We start from the raw sequence: 17,630 nt of genomic DNA on the forward strand, positions 1-17,630 counted from the left end.
AATTAAAACGTTTTAATCACCCTCCGATGGCCCCCGCAACGGCCTGCTGGCTGGAAGGCATGGTGCGCATGTCGATTCACGTTCCTCTTCGGCGGTTCCGGCGGGCGGGGGTCAGGCGCCGGTTGGCGGCGCTGGTCGCAGCCCTCGCAGTGTGTCTCGGGGGCCTGCCGGTGCCGGCCCCTGTCGCGGCAGGGGCGCAGGCGGCTGCCCCGATCGCGGTCGGGGGGCTGACCACGAACGGACGCGTCGATCCCCTGGGCATACCCGGTCAGAATCCGGTCTTCGGCTGGATGTCGACGTCCTCGCGGCGCGGTGTCACCCAGTCGGCGTACGAGGTCCAGGTCGGGTCTTCCCCGGGCGCGTCCGATGTCTGGAGACCGGGTCGGGTCGCCTCTGATCGGCAGGTGAACGTCACCTACGACGGCCCGGCGCTCTCATCGGGTACTCGCTACCACTGGCGGGTCCGCGTGTGGGACGGCCAGGGCTCGGCAAGCGCCTGGAGCGCGCCGGCCTGGTTCGAGACCGGATTGCTCTCGGCGGGGGACTGGGGCTCGGCAGCCTGGATCGGCAAGCCGGCCCCCTCGTACGAGAACTGGACCGACTACTCGGCGACACTGAGCTTCAAGCTCACCAACACCGCCTTCGGAACGTTCCTCCGCGCCCAGAACGCCACCAACGCCTACATGTGGCAGATCAACGTCGGAACCACGAGTTCCGATATCCCCAGGCTGGTGCCGCATCTCCGGGTCAACGGCAACTACTCGGTGCTCGGGGCCGTGGATCTGCGGCCCTTCGGCTTCACCCGTGACGCGCTCCTCAAGGGAACGCACACGGTGACCTACACGGTGAGCGGCACCACCATCAAGACCACCCTGGACGATGTCGTCGTCGACACCCGGACGATGACGAATTTCGGCCACGGCCGGGTGGGCGTCCGCACGCACGGAGCCGAGTCGGTGACCGTCAGCTCGTTCAAGGTCACCAAGCCTGACGGCACGGTGCTGGCGGATCCCGACTTCACCGCGAACCCGTTCAACGGAGGGTCGTTCAGCGACCGCCAAGTCACCGTGACCGGGACCACCGACGCGTTCCTCCTGGGGCCGGATGAGAATGGGCCGCTGCTGCGGACGGGCTTCAGGACCGACCCGGGCAAGACCGTCAAGAGTGCACGGGTGTACGCCTCGGCGCACGGTGTCTACGAGCTCTCCCTCAACGGCCGCAAGGTGGGCGACCAGTTCCTGGCGCCGGGCTACACCGAGTACGCCAAGCGCATCCAGTCGCAGACCTATGACGTGACCGGCCTGGTCCGGGAGGGTGGCAACGGGCTCGGCGCCAAGCTGGGCGACGGTTGGTGGGCGGGCAAGATCGGCCTGGAGGGCAAGGGACAGTACGGCCATGACCTGGCCCTCGTCGCGCGGCTGAAGATCACCTATGGCGACGGAAGCGTGCAGTGGGTCGACACCGGTTCCGACTGGAGGTGGGCTCCGGGACCGTTCGTGGCCACCGACAACCAGTTGGGCGAGACCTACGCCGCACGGTTCGAGCAGCCGGGGTGGGACGGCGCGGGCTTCGACGCCTCGTCCTGGAGGCCCGTCGCGATCCGGCCGTCCGACACCGCCAAGCTGTCGCCTCAGCCCGACGAGCCGGTCCGTCAGACGGCGGTCCTCGACACCGTCAAGGTCACCCGGCCGAGCTCCGGTGTGACGATCTACGATCTCGGGCAGAACATGGTGGGTGTCCCGCGCGTGACCCTCACGGGCAAGGCCGGGGAGACCGTCCGGCTCCGGCACGCCGAGGTACTCAACCGCGACGGCACGATGTACACCGCGAACCTCCGCGCCGCCTTGGCCACGGACTACTACACGTTCGCGAAAGACGGCACGATCACCTATCAGCCGACCTTCACCCAGCACGGCTTCCGCTACATCGAGATCACCGGCCTGAGCCAGGCGCCCGAGGCGGCGGATGTGAAGGGCGTCGTGTGGGGCTCCGACCTGCCCAGTACGGGGACGCTGCGCACGTCCAACGCGATGCTGAACCAACTGGTCAGCAACGTCTCCTGGGGTGCGCGAGGCAACTTCTTGTCGATCCCGACCGACACCCCCGCCCGCGACGAGCGGCTGGGCTGGACGGGTGACATCAGCATCTTCGCCCCGACCGCCAGCTACCTCAGCGACATGCGCGCCTTCCTCGGCAAGTGGATGACCGACGTGCGCGATGAGCAGAAGGGCAACGGATCGATCCCTGCCGTCGTCCCGGCCAGCAACGGCGTGTTCGAGGACAGTGGTGTGGGCTGGGAGGACGCCACCATCACCGTGCCCCACGCACTCTGGCGCGCCTATGGGGACGCCCAGGTCGTGCGGGACAACTACGAGACGATGCGCAAGTTCTTCGCCTACGCCCGTGCCAGCGCCGGCGCGGACAACCTGGAGACCGGTCGGACGACGTTCTTCACCGCCGACTGGCTCCACCTCGACGACCCGTCCAACCAGGGTGTCCTTGGTACGGCCATCTGGGCGCAGGACGTGCGGATGATGGCCGAGATGGCCCAGGCCGTCGGCCGCGGCGACGAGGCCAAGGAATACGCCGACCTCTACCAGGCCGTCCGCCGGTCGTTCACGGACGCCTACGTGGCCCAGGACGGCACGGTGCTCGGGAACTCGCAGGCCGGGTACGCCCTCGCCCTCGGCATGGGCCTGGTCACCGACCCCACCCGGAAGCAGAAGGCCGGCCAGAAGTACGTGGCCAAGTTGGCGCAGGCCGACAACCACCTCCGGACCGGCTTCATCGGCACCCCGTGGCTGCTGCCAGCCCTGACCAACATCGGCCGGGCCGACCTCGCCTACACGCTGCTGCTCAAGGAGGACTACCCGTCCTGGGGCTACGAGATCAGGAACGGCGCGACCACGATCTGGGAGCGCTGGAACTCGATCCAGCCGGACGGCTCGTTCGGGCCCGTGGACATGAACTCGTTCAACCACTACGCCTACGGGGCGGTCGCCGACTGGATGTTCCAGAACATCGGTGGCCTGTCGGCGCTCGCGCCCGGATACAAGCGCTCCCGGATCGCGCCTGCGATCGGTGGCGGGCTGACGCAAGGCTCCGGACGCCTCACCACCGTGTACGGCCCGCTGTCGTCGACGTGGAGCACGTCCGACGGGGATCTCGACCTGAAGGTCACCGTGCCGGTGAACACCATCGCCGAGGTGCACGTGCCGGCGAAGACGCGCTGGGCGGTCACCGAAGGCGGCCGGCCGGCGACCGACGCGCCAGGCCTTCGCTTCCTCCGCATGGAGGGCGGGGCAGCGGTGTTCGAAGTCGGATCCGGCTCCTACGCCTTCGGTGTCGACCCCGTTCTCGGCGGGCTCGGGAACGGCGCCGACGCGGTCAAGGAGCTGAGCGACCTGGTCGCGAAGTTCAACGCTCCCGGCGCACCGGCGGCACGTGAGTGGACCCGCCAGGCCCAGGCCTCCGTCAGCGCCGCTCGGAACGCCCATGTCGCCGGTGACGAGAAGGACACGGCCAGAGGGGTGCACCGGGCCCTGGCACGCCTGGGCGACCTCAGCCGCTGGACGGCATTCCAGGTGAGCAAGGGCCACCTGAGCGCCGCCGATGGAAAAGCGGTCGACGCGCTGCACAGCCGCATCGAAGCCGATCTGTCGGCGGTCTCCGGGCTGGTCCTGGGAGCCTCGGCCACGATCGAAATGCCCGTCGGCGAATGGTTCCCGGGCTCGACCATCCCCGTCGCGATCGCGGTCCGGAATGCCGGGAAGAGGAACCTGACGTCGCTCGCCGCGACGCTCAAGGCCGCCTCCGGATGGCAGGTGAGCGAGGCCGGTGACAACCCCGCGCTCGTGAAACCTGGTGAGACGGCACGTCTGCGCTACAACGTGCGGGTGCCCAAGGACGCCGAGCCAGGGCCTGCGCAGCTGGAGGGCACGGTCGGCTATGACTACCGGAAGGGGACCGCGAAACTGCCCGTGGGTGCGTCCGTGGCCGTCGCCGCGCCGGTCGTGGTCACATCTGTCTCCCTTTCGCCGGCCAAGACCGGGCCCGGAGGCGTCCTCACAGCGTCGATCCAGCTCACCAACCGGACGGAGAACGCCGTGACGCGGAGTCTCGGCATCCAGGTGCCGTCGGGCTGGACCGCACCCTCCAGGCAGTCCCACGAGATCGCCGCCAAGGCCACCGTGACGGTGCCCGTCAAGATCGATGTACCCCTCGCCGTCACGCAGGGCGACGCCACCATCGTTGCGGCCACCGGCGCCCTGCCGGAGGAACGCGGCACCGCGACGACCACGGTCGAGCTCGTGAACCCCCCGGCCAACCCTGTCGACTCCGTGGACCTCGGGAACGCGACCTCGGAGACCGCGCACGCACTCACGGCGTCCGCGTCCTCGGGCACCAACACCGAGGCCGGACTGACCAGGCGCTACACCGACAACGGCGCGTCCAACGGGTGGTTCGAGGTCGACCTGAAGGTGCCGGCAGGCCGGGCGTTCGTGATCCGGGCAGTCGAGACCTACAACATGGCGCAGCTCAAGACCTACGACGTGACGCTCGACGGCCATCTCCAGGTGCAACGGCGATTCCAGCGAACTGCGGGTGAAAGCGGGACAGTGACCTACCAGTTCGTGGTGCAACCCTCGGCGGACACCGCGGACGGCCAGGTCCGAATCCGCTTCCAAGACGTCCCGGGCGACTTCGACCCCTCGATCGCCGACATCTGGTCGGTGCCGCTGAACTAACGGCGCTGACACGGTGGCGGCCCAGGGGAGGACCCCTGAGCCGCCACCGTGCGTTCCCGCCCGCGAACTGGTGGAACTTCGCCGAGGATCAAGCTTTCTGAAGTGCGGGGACGGGGCGTTCGCCGGAGCCCCGGACGATCAGTCGGGTGGGGACGGTGATGGTGCGGGCGCGGGAGCGGTCGCCGTCGAGGCGGGCCAGGGCGGCGGTCGCCGCCGTTCTGCCGATCTCCTCGGGGTTCTGGGCGACGACGGTCAGGGCCGGTTCGAGTGCCTCGGCGAGCGGTACGTCGTCGAAGGCGACGACGGCGATGTCCTTCCGTTTGCCGCGGGCGAGTTCGACGATGATTCCCAGTGCCACGATGTTGTTGCCGGCGAAGAGTGCGGTGGGAGGGTCCGCCAGGCCCAGTAGCCGTGATGTGGCGGCGGCGGCCTCGTGCTGGTCGTGGGCGTTGGTGACCAGGGTGCGGTGGTAGGGGAGGCCGGCTTCCTGGAGGGCGGCGCGGTAGCCGGCCAGGCGCTCGCGGCGGGTGTAGAGGTTGGTGGGGAGGTCACCGATGAAGCCGATGCGCCGGTGGCCGTGGGCGATCAGATGGGTGACGCCGTCGTGGGCGCCCGCACGGTTGGTGCTGACGACGCTGTCCGCGGCCAGGCCCACTCCGGGACGGTCGGCGAAGACGATGGGGAGTCCTGCGGCGCGGTGGGCCTTGAGGTAGGAGTGGTCGGCGCCGACGGACGGCACGATCATCAGGATGCTGATGCGGCGGGCGAGGAACTTGTCCGCCAACGCGCGTTCGCGGTCGGGGTCGTCTGCCGAGGAGCCCATCAGGAGGGTCAGGCCGCGATCGCGGACGGTGTCCTCGATGCCACTGGCCACGGTGCCGAAGAAGGGGTTGCCGAGGTCGGGGATGATCAGTCCGATGGTGGTGTCGGGTCCGCCGACGCGGATGTTGCGGGCCATGAGGTTCGGCTGGAAGCCGAGCTTGGCCACGGCGGCGAGGACCTGCTCCCTGGTCCGGGCTGACGCGGGCCCGTCCCCGTTGAGCACGCGGGAGACGGTCTTGGCGCTGACGCCGACTTCTCGGGCGACATCTGCCAGGGTGGGGCGGCGGTTCACGCTATGACAGTACCTCTCCCCGGATCGCGGCCCTGACCTGCTCGGTCTTCCAGCCTCGAGCCGCCGGATCGCATGATGGGCCGACGGCCGGCGAGGGCACATCCTTGACACATCGGCGGAGCGCGCTCATCATCGGGCCAGCCGATGTCAACGATGACATATGTCAACGATGACATCTCTGGGCGCCGTGCACGACGGTGCCTGCAAGGCGTCACTTTTCGGCCGGTCCGTGCCGGGCGGGCCGCAGCACAGGAGAGACCATGAGCTCTGGACGTGTGTCCCGTCATGCCCGCAGACGGATGATCGCCGCAGCGACCGCCTGCGTCCTGTCCGCCACCCCGCTCGCCCCCCATGCCGCCGCTGCCGGCGATGCGCCGTACTCCGAGACCTACCGGCCCCAGTTCCACTTCACGCCGGAAAAGAACTGGATGAACGACCCCAACGGCCTCGTTTACTACAAGGGCGAGTATCACCTCTTCTACCAGTACAACCCCAACGGCAACTCCTGGGGTGACATGTCCTGGGGGCACGCAGTGAGCCCGGACCTCGTGCATTGGAAGGAGTTGCCGCTCGCCCTGTCGCACGACGACAAAGAGATGGTGTTCTCCGGCAGTGCGGTCGTCGACTGGAACAACACCACCGGATTCGGTACGAAGACGAATCCGGCCATGGTGGCCGTGTACACCAGCGCCTACAAGAACGGCGGCAAGCAGGCGCAGTCGCTTGCCTACAGCACCGACCGCGGCCGCACCTGGACCAAGTACGAGGGCAATCCCGTCATCGACATCGGCTCCAAAGAGTTCCGTGACCCCAAGGTCCAGTGGTACGCGCCGACGAAGAGCTGGCTGATGACGGTGTCGCTGTCCACCGAGCACAAGGTCCAGTTCTATTCGTCCAAGGACCTCAAGGACTGGAAGCTGCTCAGCGAGTTCGGGCCGGCCGGTGCCACGGGCGGCGTGTGGGAGTGCCCCGACCTGTTCCCCCTCGCGGTCAACGGGGACAAGAACAACATCAAGTGGGTCCTGGTCGTCAACATCAACCCCGGCGGCATCGCCGGCGGTTCGGCCGCCCAGTACTTCATCGGCGACTTCGACGGCGAGAAGTTCACCGCCGAGGACAAGGGCACCTACACGCCGCCCGCCGGCACGGTCGTGCAGGACTTCGAGAGCACCGACTTCGGGACGTGGACGACCACCGGCACCGCGTTCGGCCAGGGACCGGCGGCCGGGGCGCTGGACGGGCAGGGGGCCGTCGACGGCTTCGACGGCAAGCGCCTTGCCAACAGCTTCCATGGAGGTGACGGCGCCACCGGCACCCTCACCTCGCCTTCCTTCACCGTCGACACGCCCTACCTGAACTTCAAGGTCGGCGGCGGACGGCACCCGCACGAACCCGGAACCGTCATGCAACAGGGACCCCCGCCCGAGGGGACACTCCTCGCCGACTTCGAAGGCGGCAGCTACGGCGACTGGACGAAGACCGGAGACGCCTTCGGCCCGGCACCTGCCGCCGGCACCCTCCCCGGCCAGCAAGAGGTCTCCGGATTCCTGGGCAATGGACTGGTCAACACGTTCCTGAACGGCGACTCCACCACCGGAACCCTCACCTCATCCGAATTCACCATCGACAAGAAACACATCAACTTCCTCATCGGCGGCGGTAACCACCCTGCCGGCTCCGGCAACCCCACCACCGTCGAGCTCCTCGTCAACGGTCAGGTCGTGCGCAGCGCCACCGGAAGGGACGCCGAGGCACTCAACTGGGCTTCGTGGGACGTCAGCGACCTCGCGGGCAGGAAGGCGCGGATCAGGATCGTCGACGACAACACCGGCGGCTGGGGCCACATCAACGTCGACCACATCATGCTGTCCGACACCAAGGCCCAGCCCGTCTCCCAGGAGACGTCCGTCAACCTGATCGTCGACGGCCAGGTCGTCCGCAGCGCCACCGGGTCCAACAGCGAGACCCTGGACTGGGCCTCCTTCGACCTGCGTTCCTACGCCGGCAAGAAGGCCCAGATCCAGATCGTCGACATGAACACCGCGGGCTGGGGCCACATCCTGGCCGACCAGTTCACCGCCGCCGCCACCCCCGCCAAGTCCGTCGTGCAGCGCGCCGACTGGGCCGACTACGGCAAGGACTACTACGCGGCGGTGTCCTGGGAGAACGCACCGGGCGGCAAGCGGTACATGATCGGCTGGATGAACAACTGGGACTACGGCGGCGCCATCCCCACCTCCCCCTGGCGCGGCGCGCAAAGCGTCCCTCGAGAGATGGCCCTGCGCACCGTCGACGGCAAGATCCGGCTCACCAGCAAGCCGGTCAGCAACCTGATGTCCCTCCGGCAGAGGCACCCGGCGACGGCGGCCGGCGTCACCGTCACCAACTCCTCCAAGCCCCTGATCGGCGCTGCGACCACGGGCAAGGCACTCGACATCGAGGCGACCTTCTCCCTCAAGGACGCCGAACGCTTCGGCCTGAAGGTGCGCACCGGCGCCGGAGGCCAGGAGACCGTCATCGGATACGACACCACGACGCACGAGCTGTACGTCGACCGGAGCCGCTCCGGAGCCGTGGACTTCAACAGCACCTTCCCCGGCGTCCAGCGAGCACCGCTGAAGGCGGAGAACGGCAAGGTGAAGCTGCGGATCCTCGTCGACTGGTCGTCGGTCGAGGTGTTCGGCGGCGGCGGCGAAGCGGTGATCACCGACCAGGTCTTCCCCGACCCCGCCAGCCAGGGAGTGCAGATCTTCGCCGAGAACGGCACGGTGAAGCTGGACCGGGCCGATGTCTGGCATCTCGGCTCCTACCGCGACTGATCCCGACCAGAAGCCGAGATCGTGGCGGAGGCCAGGTCCAGGGCGATGTCGGTGATCATGTCTTCCTGCCCTCCGACCAGGTTGCGGGCGCCGACCTGGAGAAGGATCGTCCGGACGTCGAGTCCGTGGTGGGCGGCCGCGGCCTCGGCGTGGCGGAGGAAGCTGGAGTAGACGCCGGCGTAGCCGAGGGTGAGGGTCTCCCGGTCGACCTGGACGGGGCGGTCGCGCAGCGGCCGGACGATGTCGTCGGCGGCGTCCTGGAGGGTGAACAGGTCGCAGCCGTGCTCCCAGCCTTGGAGGTCGGCGACCGCGATGAACGCCTCGATGGGGCAGTTCCCCGCGCCGGCGCCCTGGCCGGCGAGGGAGGCGTCGACGCGAGTGACGCCTTCCTCGACGGCGACCACGGAGTTCGCCACGGACAGCGACAGGTTCTCGTGGGCGTGGATGCCGAGCTGGGTGTCGGAGTCGAGGACGTCGCGGTATGCGCGGATCCGGTCGCGGACGCCGTCCATCGTGAGCCGTCCGCCCGAGTCGGTGACGTAGACGCAGTGCGCCCCGTACGACTCCATCAGCTTGGCCTGGGCAGCGAGCTCCTTGGGCGGCGCCATATGGCTCATCATGAGGAAGCCGGAGACGTCCATGCCGAGGTCGCGGGCCTTGGCGATGTGCTGGGCGGCGATGTCGGCCTCGGTGCAGTGGGTCGCGATCCGGATCGAGCGGACGCCGAGGGCGTGGGCGCGTTCGAGTTCGGCGATGGTGCCGATGCCGGGTAGCAGCAGGGTGGTGAGGACGGCGTTGGTGGTGTTCTGGGCGGCTGCCTCGATCCACTGCCAGTCGGTGTGGCTGCCGGGCCCGTAGGTGAGAGAGCCACCGGCGAGGCCGTCGCCGTGCGCGACCTCGATGGCGTCGACGCCGGCGGCGTCGAGGGCCGCGACGACGCGGCCGACGTCGGCGGGATCGATGCGGTGCCGGATGGCGTGCAGGCCGTCGCGAAGGGTGACGTCCTGGATGTACAGCCTGGTCATGAGCTCACTTCCGTGAGGGCGATGGTCTCAGCGACGCGCAGGGCGGCCGAGGTCATGATGTCGAGGTTGCCGGCGTAGGCGGGCAGGTAGTGCGCGGCGCCCTCCACCTCCAGGAACACCGACACCTTCGTCGTGACCGGTGGGGCGCCGCCGGGCACGAGGGTGTGAACGGGCTCGTCGGTGATCGGGGTGAACTGGACCTGCTGCTTGAGCCGGTAGCCGGGGACGTACTGCGCCACCTCGGCGACCATGCCGGCGACGGAGGCGCGGATCGCGTCATGGTCGGCGTCGCCGATCAGGCAGAAGACGGTGTCGCGCATGATGAGCGGCGGGTCGGCGGGGTTGAGGATGATGATCGCCTTGCCGCGCCCGGCACCGCCGACCGACTCGATGGCGTGGGCGGTGGTCTCGGTGAACTCGTCGATGTTGGCGCGGGTGCCGGGCCCGGCGGACCTGGACGCGATCGAGGCGACGATCTCGGCGTAGGGAACGGGTGTCACCCGGGAGACGGCGGCGACCATGGGGATGGTGGCCTGGCCGCCGCACGTCACCATGTTCAGGTCGGGGGCGCCGAGGTGGTCCTCCAGGTTGACCGGAGGCACGACGAACGGGCCGATCGCGGCGGGCGTCAGGTCGATGAGGGGCGTGCCGTGCGGGGCGAGCTTGGCCGCGTTGGCGATGTGGGCCTTGGCGGACGTGGCGTCGAAGACGATGCCGATCTCGGCGAACCCGTCCATCGCGATCAGGCCGTCCACCCCGGCGGCGGTCGTGGCCACCTTCATCCTCTGGGCGCGGGCGAGCCCGTCCGAGCCGGGGTCGATGCCGGCCATCGCGCCCATCTCCAGCGAGGGCGAGGTCCGCAGCACCTTGATCATCAGGTCGGTGCCGATGTTGCCGGACCCGATGATCGCGACCTTGGTCTTCTTCACGTTCTCTCCTGGGCGCTGAAGACGGCGGTGACCGGCCCGAGTCCGGACAGTTCGGCGTGGACGGTGTCGCCGGGCCCGACCGCGACCATCGGGCCGAGCGCGCCCGACAGCACGACCTCCCCGGCGCGCAGCGGCTCGCCGAGGTCCCGGACGGTCCGGGCCAGCCACGCCAGGGCGGCCAGGGGATCGCCCAGGCACGCGGCGCCGGTGCCTTCGGACACCGGATCGCCGTCCAGGAACATCCGCATGGTCACGTCGCGGGGCTCGAACTCCTTGAGCGTCGAACGCCGGCCGGACAGCACGAACAGGCCGCTGGAGGCGTTGTCGGCGACGGTGTCGGTGATGGTGATGTCCCATCCGGCGATCCGGCTGTCCACGATCTCCAGGGCGGCGACCGCGTGGTCCACGGCGGCGCGGACCTGCCCGTCGTCCAGGTCGCCGTCGTCCAGGTCGGCGCCGAGCACGAACGCGATCTCGGCTTCGGCCTTGGGCTGAAGCAGCCGTCCGCTGGGCACCCGCGCCGCGGCGGAGACGTCCATGTCGTCGAACAGCACCCCGACGTCGGGCTGGTCGACGCCCAGCTGGCGTTGCACGGCCGGGGACGTCAGGCCGATCTTGCGGCCGACTCGCCGGGCTCCCGCAGCCAGCCGGGCCTGCGCCAGGCGGCCCTGGACCGCGTAGGCGGCCCGGACATCGGTGGCGCCGATGAGGTCGCGCACAGGGGCGCAGGGGACACCGGAGGCTCCGGCCTCGGTGAGCCGCCGCGCGGCATCGGTCACAGCCGCACTGGTTTGAGGTGTCCCGCGCGTCTGAGCGGCCGGGAACGTGGGCTCGGTCATCGCGAACCTTCGAAGTCATAGGGGATGGGCCGTTCCCGACTATTGCGACGGCCGACCTGGTGACACACGCCGGCGTTCCGGACAACGGCACGCCGACGGCGGAAACGGCCGGTCAGCGGACTCGTGTGCCGCAGAGCGGAACGACAGGCTTTCCTGTGACCGCCATCACCTTACGTTCCGGGGCAGCAGTCGAATTTCCTTCTCTCCGGAAGCAGGGCAACGAACATGCTGGAAGTGCGGGGCATCAGCGTGCGCTACGGGCAGGGCGCACCCGCGCTGAGATCGCTCCACCTCAGGGCCGGTCCGGGCCAGGTCACCGCGGTCGTCGGCGGCAACGGCGCGGGCAAGTCGACCCTCATGAAGGCCGTCTCGGGCGTTCTGCCCTTCGACGGCGGCCGCCTGGAGGGCGGCGAGATCCTTTTCGACGGGCGACCGGTCCACGGGCTGGGGCCGACGGCCCTGGTCCGGCGCGGCATCGCGCACGTCCCCGAGGGGCGGCGGGTCTTCGCGGACCTGACCGTCGAGGAGAACCTGCGCGCGGGAGCCTCCACTGCGCGCAAGGACGTTCGCGCCTCGCTCGACGAGGCGTACGGGATGTTCGAGGTGCTGGCCGAGCGGCGCAGGCAGCGGGCCGTCCTGCTGTCGGGCGGCGAGCAGCAGATGCTCGCCATCGCCCGCGGCCTGATGAGCAGGCCCCGGCTCCTGCTGCTCGACGAGCCGTCGCTCGGCCTGGCGCCCAAGGTCGTCGAACGGATCGGCGAGATCATCTCGGTGATTCGCGGCAGTGGCACGGCCGTCCTGGTCGTCGAGCAGAACGCGGCCATGGCGCTGGCGGTCGCCGACGACGGCTACGTCCTGGAGCAGGGACGTGTGGTCCTGTCGGGCACCGCCGCCGAGCTGCGGGCGACCGACGAGGTGCAGCAGCTTTACCTGGGCGGCTCCGGGTCGGCCGAGGAACTGCTCCGGTTCGCCGACCGAGCCCCGCTCGCGAGGTGGTCGGCATGACCGCGCTCCGCCTGGAGGGCATCCGGCTGCGGTTCGGCGGGGTCACCGCTCTGGACGGGCTCGGCTTCACCGTGGAGCCGGGCACCGTCCACGCTCTGATCGGCCCGAACGGCGCCGGAAAGTCGTCGTGCTTCAACGTCATCAGCGGGCACTACCGGCCCGAGGCCGGAACGGTCGCGTTCGGCGACGACGATCTGACTCATCTGCCGCCGCATGAGATCGCCCGACGCGGCGTCGGCCGCGCCTTCCAGAACATCGCGTTGTCGGCCCACGAGACCGTGCTGGACAACCTGATGGTCGCCCGCCACCGGTTGACCCGGTCGGGGTTCGTGGCCACCGCGCTCGGCCTGTCACGGGTGCGGCGAGAGGAAAGGCTGCACCAGGCCCGCGTCACCGAGATCGCCGAGTTCGCCGGGCTGGGCGGCAAGCTGGACACCCTCGCCGGCGCCCTGGCCTACGGCGACCGCAAACGGGTCGAGCTGGCCCGCGCCCTGGCCAGTGAACCCGGCATCGTCCTGCTGGACGAGCCCGCCGCCGGCATGCCGTCCCACGAGAAGTGGGACATCGCGCACCTCATCGTCAGCGTCCGCGACGCGCTGGGCATCTCGGTGCTGCTGGTCGAGCACGACATGCCGATGGTGATGGCGATCGCCGACCGGGTCACCGTCCTGGACTTCGGCCGCCGCATCGCCGGCGGCACCCCGGCCGAGGTCCAGAACTCTCCCGAGGTCATCGCCGCCTACCTCGGCTCATCGCATCCGGAGGCGGGCGCCGTGACCGTCTCGCCCGCGCGGGAGGAAACGTCATGAAGATCTTGCAGCTGGTGCTGCTGGGTGTCTCGCTCGGCTCGATCTACTCCCTCATCGCCCTGGGATTCGTCGTGATCTACAAGGGCACCAAGGTCATCAACCTGGCGCACGGGTCGGTGCTCCTGGCCGGCGCCTACGCGGTCGCGGTCCTGTCCCCGCACACCGGGTTCCTGCCCGCCGTCGCCCTGGGCGCAGTGGCGTCCGCGCTGTGCGCCGTGGTGATCCAGCGACTGGTCGCGGCGATGCGGACCCAGAACCATCTCGTGTTGACGATCCTCACGATCGGCGTGGACATCCTGCTGGCCACCGAGCTGTCCCGCCGCATCGGCTCCCGCGTCCTCACCATGGGCGACCCGTGGGGCGGACGGCGCGTGGAGATCCTCGGGACCGTCCTCCCGCAGGCCAGGATCGCCGCGACCGTCGTCGGCATCCTCTTCATCGCGCTGTTCTTCCTGGTCTTCCGCCGCACCGACTTCGGTGTCCGGATGCGCGCCTCGGCCGACGATCCGCGCACCGCCGCGCTGATGGGCATCGACCAGCGCAAAGTCGCACTGACCTCGTGGGCCATCGGCGGTGCCCTCGCCTGCGTCGCCGGAGTGTTCCTCGCGGGGTTCCCCAACCCCGGCCTCGACCACACTTCCGGCCTCATCGCTCTCAACGCGATTCCAGCCATCATCATCGGCGGTCTGGACTCCACCGAAGGAGCCGTCCTGGGCGGGCTCATCGTGGGCGTCACCCAGACGCTCGTCGACGGCAACGCCTCCTCCTTGCACTTCCTCGGCGAGGGGTTCGGCACCGTCGCGCCGTACGTCGTGATGCTCCTCATCCTGCTGTGGCGGCCTTCCGGGCTCATGGGCTCCAAGGAGCTGAACCGTGTCTGAGACGACGACCCTGCGGCGCGCCGGGCAGGCCGCGCCTTCCTCCTCTTCCCGTGCCGGGCGCGCGGCGCTGGTCCGCCGCGCCGCTCCGTGGCTGCTCCTGCTGCCGCTGTGCGCGGTGCCCCTGTACCTGGACGGATCCTGGCTGATCATCGGGATCCTCGGCATGTCCACCGCGGTCGGCGCCATCGGCCTGACCCTGCTGGTGGGTACCGCCGGCCAGCTGTCGCTGGCCCACGCCTTCTTCGTCGCGGTCGGCGCCTACACCTACGCCTACCTGGCAGGGGAGAGCGGACCATCGGCCGCGGGCGGGCTGGGTCTGCCGACTCTTCCGGCCGCGCTGGCCGCCATCGCCGCCGCCGGCCTGGCCGGGCTGCTGTTCAGCCCCGTCGCGGCCCGGGTCGGAGGCCTCTACCTGGGCGTCGCGTCCCTGGCTCTGGTGTTCATCGGCGAGCACGTGCTCAAGAACGCCACGCCTCTCACCGGCGGATACAACGGCCGCGAGGTCGCGACCCTCGCCGTGGGCGGGTTCGAGGTGAACGGCGGCGCCCCCGGCCTGTGGGTGCTGGGCGTCCCCTTCACCGGCCGGGAACGGCTGTGGTACCTGGCGCTGGCGGTCCTGGTCGTCTCGATCGTGGTGGCCGGCCGCATCGTGCGCGGCCGGCCCGGACGCGCCCTGCAGCTGATGCGCGACAACCCTGCCGCGGCGGGCTCGATGGGTGTCCCCGCCCACCGCTACAAGGCGGCGGCGTTCACCGTGTCGTCGGTCTTCGCCGGGGCGGCCGGCGTCCTGACCGCGCTGGCGTTCGAGTTCATCGTCCCGCAGTACTTCACCCTCCACCTGGCCGTGCTGTACCTGGCGATGGCCGTGATCGGCGGGCTCGGATCCGTGCCCGGCGCGGTCGCCGGAGGCCTGTTCGTCACCGCGCTTCCCCTGGTCCTGGACCGCTTCAGCGGCTCGCTGGGTTTCCTTGCGGCGCCCGGCTCGGGCGGCCTCGACGCGGCGATGTTCGCGCGCTTCGTCTTCGGCGCCCTCCTGGTCATCGTCCTGATCGCAGAGCCCGGTGGCCTGGCCGGGCTCTGGCGGCGGCTGCGGCCCTCCCGCCGCTGACCGCCGCCCTTCCACCCCTGACCGCTCCGGCGGCATCCCTTCCTGAAAGGTCCCATCGTGAACATCTCTCCTGTGCTGCGCGGGCTCGTCGTGACGACGGCGCTCGCGCTGGCGGCGACCGCCTGCTCGACCAAGGCCCCCGGCGGCGATGCCTCCGGCGGGGCGGTCAAGACCGGCCAGGGCGTCACCGACGGCACCATCACCCTGGGCGTCCTCAGCGACCTGTCCAACGTGTTCGGGCCGCTCGGCCAGACCCTGGTGCAGGGCAACGAGCTGTACTTCAAGCAGCGCAACGCCAGCGGAGGCATCTGCGGCCGGCAGGTCAAGCTGGAGATCCGCGACCACGCCTACAACGTCCAGACGTCCGTCTCGCAGTTCTCCGAGCTGGAACCGAAGGCACTGGGCTTCGTCCAGCTGCTCGGGTCGCCGATCGTCTCCGCGCTCGCACCGAAGATCGCCTCGACCAGGGCCGTCACCCTGCCCGCCACCTGGTCCACCGACTGGCTGAGCAAGGACGGCCTGGTCATCGTCGGCAGCGCCTACCCGGTCGACATGATCAACGGCATCCAGTACCTCCTCGACGAAAAGAAGATCAAGAAGGGGGACACGCTCGGCCATGTCTACTTCGAGGGCGACTACGGCACCAACGCGCTGAAGGGCTCGCAGTACGCCGCCGAGAAGCTCGGCCTCAAGATCAAGCCGGTGCAGGTGGTGCCGTCCGCCACCGACCTGACCGCCCAGTTCAACGAACTGCGGTCCGGCGGCGACCCCCAGGCGATCCTGGTCAGCGCGGGTCCGCGCCAGACCGCCTCGATCGCCGGGCTCGCGGCCGGCTCGGGTCTGAAGACGCCGATCCTGGCGAACGGGCCCGGGTTCGACCCGGCCCTGCTCGCGACTCCGGTCGGCAAGACCCTGGCCGACAACCTCTACGTCGCGACCTCCTACGAGCCGTTCTCGGGCGGCAGCAAGCAGGCGCAGACCATCGCCACGCAGTACGGCACCGCCTACCCCAACGGCAAGCCCACCAACATGGTCAACTACGGGTACGCCACCGCGGAGGTCATGGGCCAGGCGCTCGACCAGGCGTGCAAGGAGGGCGACCTGACCCGTGACGGCCTCGCCAAGGCGATGCGTTCCCTCAACAAGGTCGAGACCGGCGTCATGCCCGCACTGGACCTGAGCGACGCCGCCAAGTTCCCCTCTACCAGCTCCTACATCAACCGCGTCGACCTCAAGGCCAAGGGCGGTCTCGTCGTGGCCAAGGAGCCGTTCACTTCCGACCTCACCGCCTCCTTCACCGGCTGAGCCGCCTACCGAAAGCCTCAGGCCCGGCCCCGCGATGCGGGGCCGGGCCTGAAGTGCTGTGTTGTGTTTGGAACGTCAGCGGCGCCGGGCGGTCGCGACGGCGAATCCGGCAATCCACTCCGGCACGGGCTCGTAGAAACGGGACGTCATCTCGTACGCGCCGCCGGCGGCGAGCCCGGCGAACGCGGCGATCCAGGTGCGGACCTCGTGCGCCGAGCCACCGCCCTGCTCGCCCATCCACGCGACCGTCCAAGAGTCGAACGCGGCTAGGTCGCCACACTCCAGCAGGTCCAGCAGGTCGTTGTCCCAGCGGGGGTTGATGGGGATCATCTTCGCCGAACCGGCGGCGTAGTCCCGGCCGGCCTGGATGACGCGTTCCTCCCCGCGGGCACGCTGCTCGGCGGTCGGCGGGTGGCCCTCGATCAGCGCGTCGGCGACGCGCGGCGGGGCGCCGTCCAGCACCGGAACCGGCGGGTCGTGCGACAAGCCGCCCGACCCGAGGAACAACACCCGCGTGCCGAGCCCGGCGGCGGCCCGGCCCAGCGCCGTGCCCAGCGCCCTGATCCGGCTGACCGGCCCGAGCGGCGTGGCGACGCCGTTGACGAAGACCGGGACGACCGGCACCCGGTCGATCCCGCCGAACAGCACCTCCAGCGGCTGGGCGAAACCGTGGTCGACGGTCATGCGCGCGGACACCGTCAAGTCCACGTCCTGGTCCAGGACGCTTTCGGCCAGGGCCCTGGCCGCGGCCGAGTCGACCGACAGGGGACCCGATGACGAGCCGAAGTCACCGACCGCATGCGCCTCGGTGGCCAGGCAGAACGGCGGCATCTCCTTGTAGAAGAACCCGTTGTAGTGGTCCGGGGCGAACAGCACGACCAGCTCCGGGTCGAAGTCCCGGACGAAGTCGCGGGCGCCGGAGACCGCGGCCTCCACGCGCTCCAGCACCTCGGGAGCGGGATCGTTCTTGCCGATCAAGGGCGAGTGGGAGAGCCCGACGGCGGCGATGTCCAGGCTGCTCCCGCTGTTCATACTGCTCCCGCTGATG

Annotated in this window: 12 protein-coding genes; 7 read left to right on the forward strand and 5 right to left on the reverse strand. The window is 69.8% G+C overall.

The genetic code is table 11. The annotated features are described in order from the left end of the window. The first annotated feature begins 68 nt into the window (after window positions 1-68). The gene (locus F8566_RS45905) at window positions 69-4,748 is read left to right on the forward strand and encodes a family 78 glycoside hydrolase catalytic domain (protein ID WP_151570083.1); all 4,680 of its coding nucleotides are present in this window, start codon (window positions 69-71) and stop codon (window positions 4,746-4,748) included. 88 nt (window positions 4,749-4,836) lie between these two features. Here F8566_RS45905 and F8566_RS45910 read toward each other — a convergent pair whose 3' ends face one another. After that, window positions 4,837-5,862, reverse strand: a complete 1,026-nt coding sequence (locus F8566_RS45910; protein WP_225994133.1) for a LacI family DNA-binding transcriptional regulator — start codon at window positions 5,860-5,862, stop codon at window positions 4,837-4,839. A 260-nt stretch (window positions 5,863-6,122) separates the two neighbouring features. Here F8566_RS45910 and F8566_RS45915 point away from each other — a divergent pair, with 260 nt between their 5' ends. Beyond that, complete coding sequence (locus F8566_RS45915; RefSeq protein ID WP_151570087.1) at window positions 6,123-8,681, forward strand: glycoside hydrolase family 32 protein; 2,559 nt, start codon at window positions 6,123-6,125, stop codon at window positions 8,679-8,681. Here F8566_RS45915 and dmpG read toward each other — a convergent pair. The 3 genes from dmpG to F8566_RS45930 are packed head-to-tail and all read right to left on the reverse strand — an operon-like array spanning window position 8,669 to window position 11,474. Further along, the gene (gene dmpG, locus F8566_RS45920; protein WP_151570089.1) at window positions 8,669-9,706 is read right to left on the reverse strand and encodes a 4-hydroxy-2-oxovalerate aldolase; all 1,038 of its coding nucleotides are present in this window, start codon (window positions 9,704-9,706) and stop codon (window positions 8,669-8,671) included. The genes F8566_RS45915 and dmpG overlap by 13 nt on opposite strands. Further along, window positions 9,703-10,635 (reverse strand): acetaldehyde dehydrogenase (acetylating), encoded by a 933-nt coding sequence (locus F8566_RS45925; RefSeq protein ID WP_151570091.1) that lies wholly within the window; start codon window positions 10,633-10,635, stop codon window positions 9,703-9,705. Before F8566_RS45925 ends, dmpG begins: the two co-directional genes overlap by 4 nt. Continuing rightward, the gene (locus tag F8566_RS45930; RefSeq protein ID WP_151570093.1) at window positions 10,632-11,474 is read right to left on the reverse strand and encodes a 2-keto-4-pentenoate hydratase; all 843 of its coding nucleotides are present in this window, start codon (window positions 11,472-11,474) and stop codon (window positions 10,632-10,634) included. Before F8566_RS45930 ends, F8566_RS45925 begins: the two co-directional genes overlap by 4 nt. Before the next feature lie 225 nt (window positions 11,475-11,699). Between F8566_RS45930 and F8566_RS45935 the strand changes: the two genes are divergently transcribed. From F8566_RS45935 to F8566_RS45955, 5 genes are read left to right on the forward strand one after another with little or no spacing between them, the layout of a single operon-like run. Next, window positions 11,700-12,479 carry an ABC transporter ATP-binding protein gene (locus F8566_RS45935; RefSeq protein WP_151570095.1) on the forward strand — a complete coding sequence of 260 codons (780 nt, stop codon included), beginning with the start codon at window positions 11,700-11,702 and terminating at the stop codon, window positions 12,477-12,479. Further along, complete coding sequence (locus F8566_RS45940; protein ID WP_151570097.1) at window positions 12,476-13,288, forward strand: ABC transporter ATP-binding protein; 813 nt, start codon at window positions 12,476-12,478, stop codon at window positions 13,286-13,288. The genes F8566_RS45935 and F8566_RS45940 overlap by 4 nt, the downstream gene beginning before the upstream one ends. Continuing rightward, the gene (locus tag F8566_RS45945) at window positions 13,285-14,169 is read left to right on the forward strand and encodes a branched-chain amino acid ABC transporter permease (RefSeq protein WP_151570099.1); all 885 of its coding nucleotides are present in this window, start codon (window positions 13,285-13,287) and stop codon (window positions 14,167-14,169) included. Before F8566_RS45940 ends, F8566_RS45945 begins: the two co-directional genes overlap by 4 nt. Beyond that, entirely contained in the window at window positions 14,162-15,277 is a 1,116-nt protein-coding gene (locus tag F8566_RS45950) for a branched-chain amino acid ABC transporter permease (protein ID WP_151570101.1), read from the forward strand. Before F8566_RS45945 ends, F8566_RS45950 begins: the two co-directional genes overlap by 8 nt. 57 nt (window positions 15,278-15,334) lie before the next feature. After that, entirely contained in the window at window positions 15,335-16,582 is a 1,248-nt protein-coding gene (locus F8566_RS45955) for an ABC transporter substrate-binding protein (protein WP_192810234.1), read from the forward strand. Window positions 16,583-16,657: 75 nt separating this feature from the next. Here the strand turns inward: F8566_RS45955 and F8566_RS45960 are convergent, their stop codons facing one another. Beyond that, window positions 16,658-17,614, reverse strand: a complete 957-nt coding sequence (locus tag F8566_RS45960; protein WP_151570105.1) for a 3-carboxyethylcatechol 2,3-dioxygenase — start codon at window positions 17,612-17,614, stop codon at window positions 16,658-16,660. Window positions 17,615-17,630 lie beyond the last annotated feature (16 nt).

It is taken from the genome of Actinomadura rudentiformis (assembly GCF_008923185.1).
GTDB classification, from domain to species: domain Bacteria; phylum Actinomycetota; class Actinomycetes; order Streptosporangiales; family Streptosporangiaceae; genus Spirillospora; species Spirillospora rudentiformis.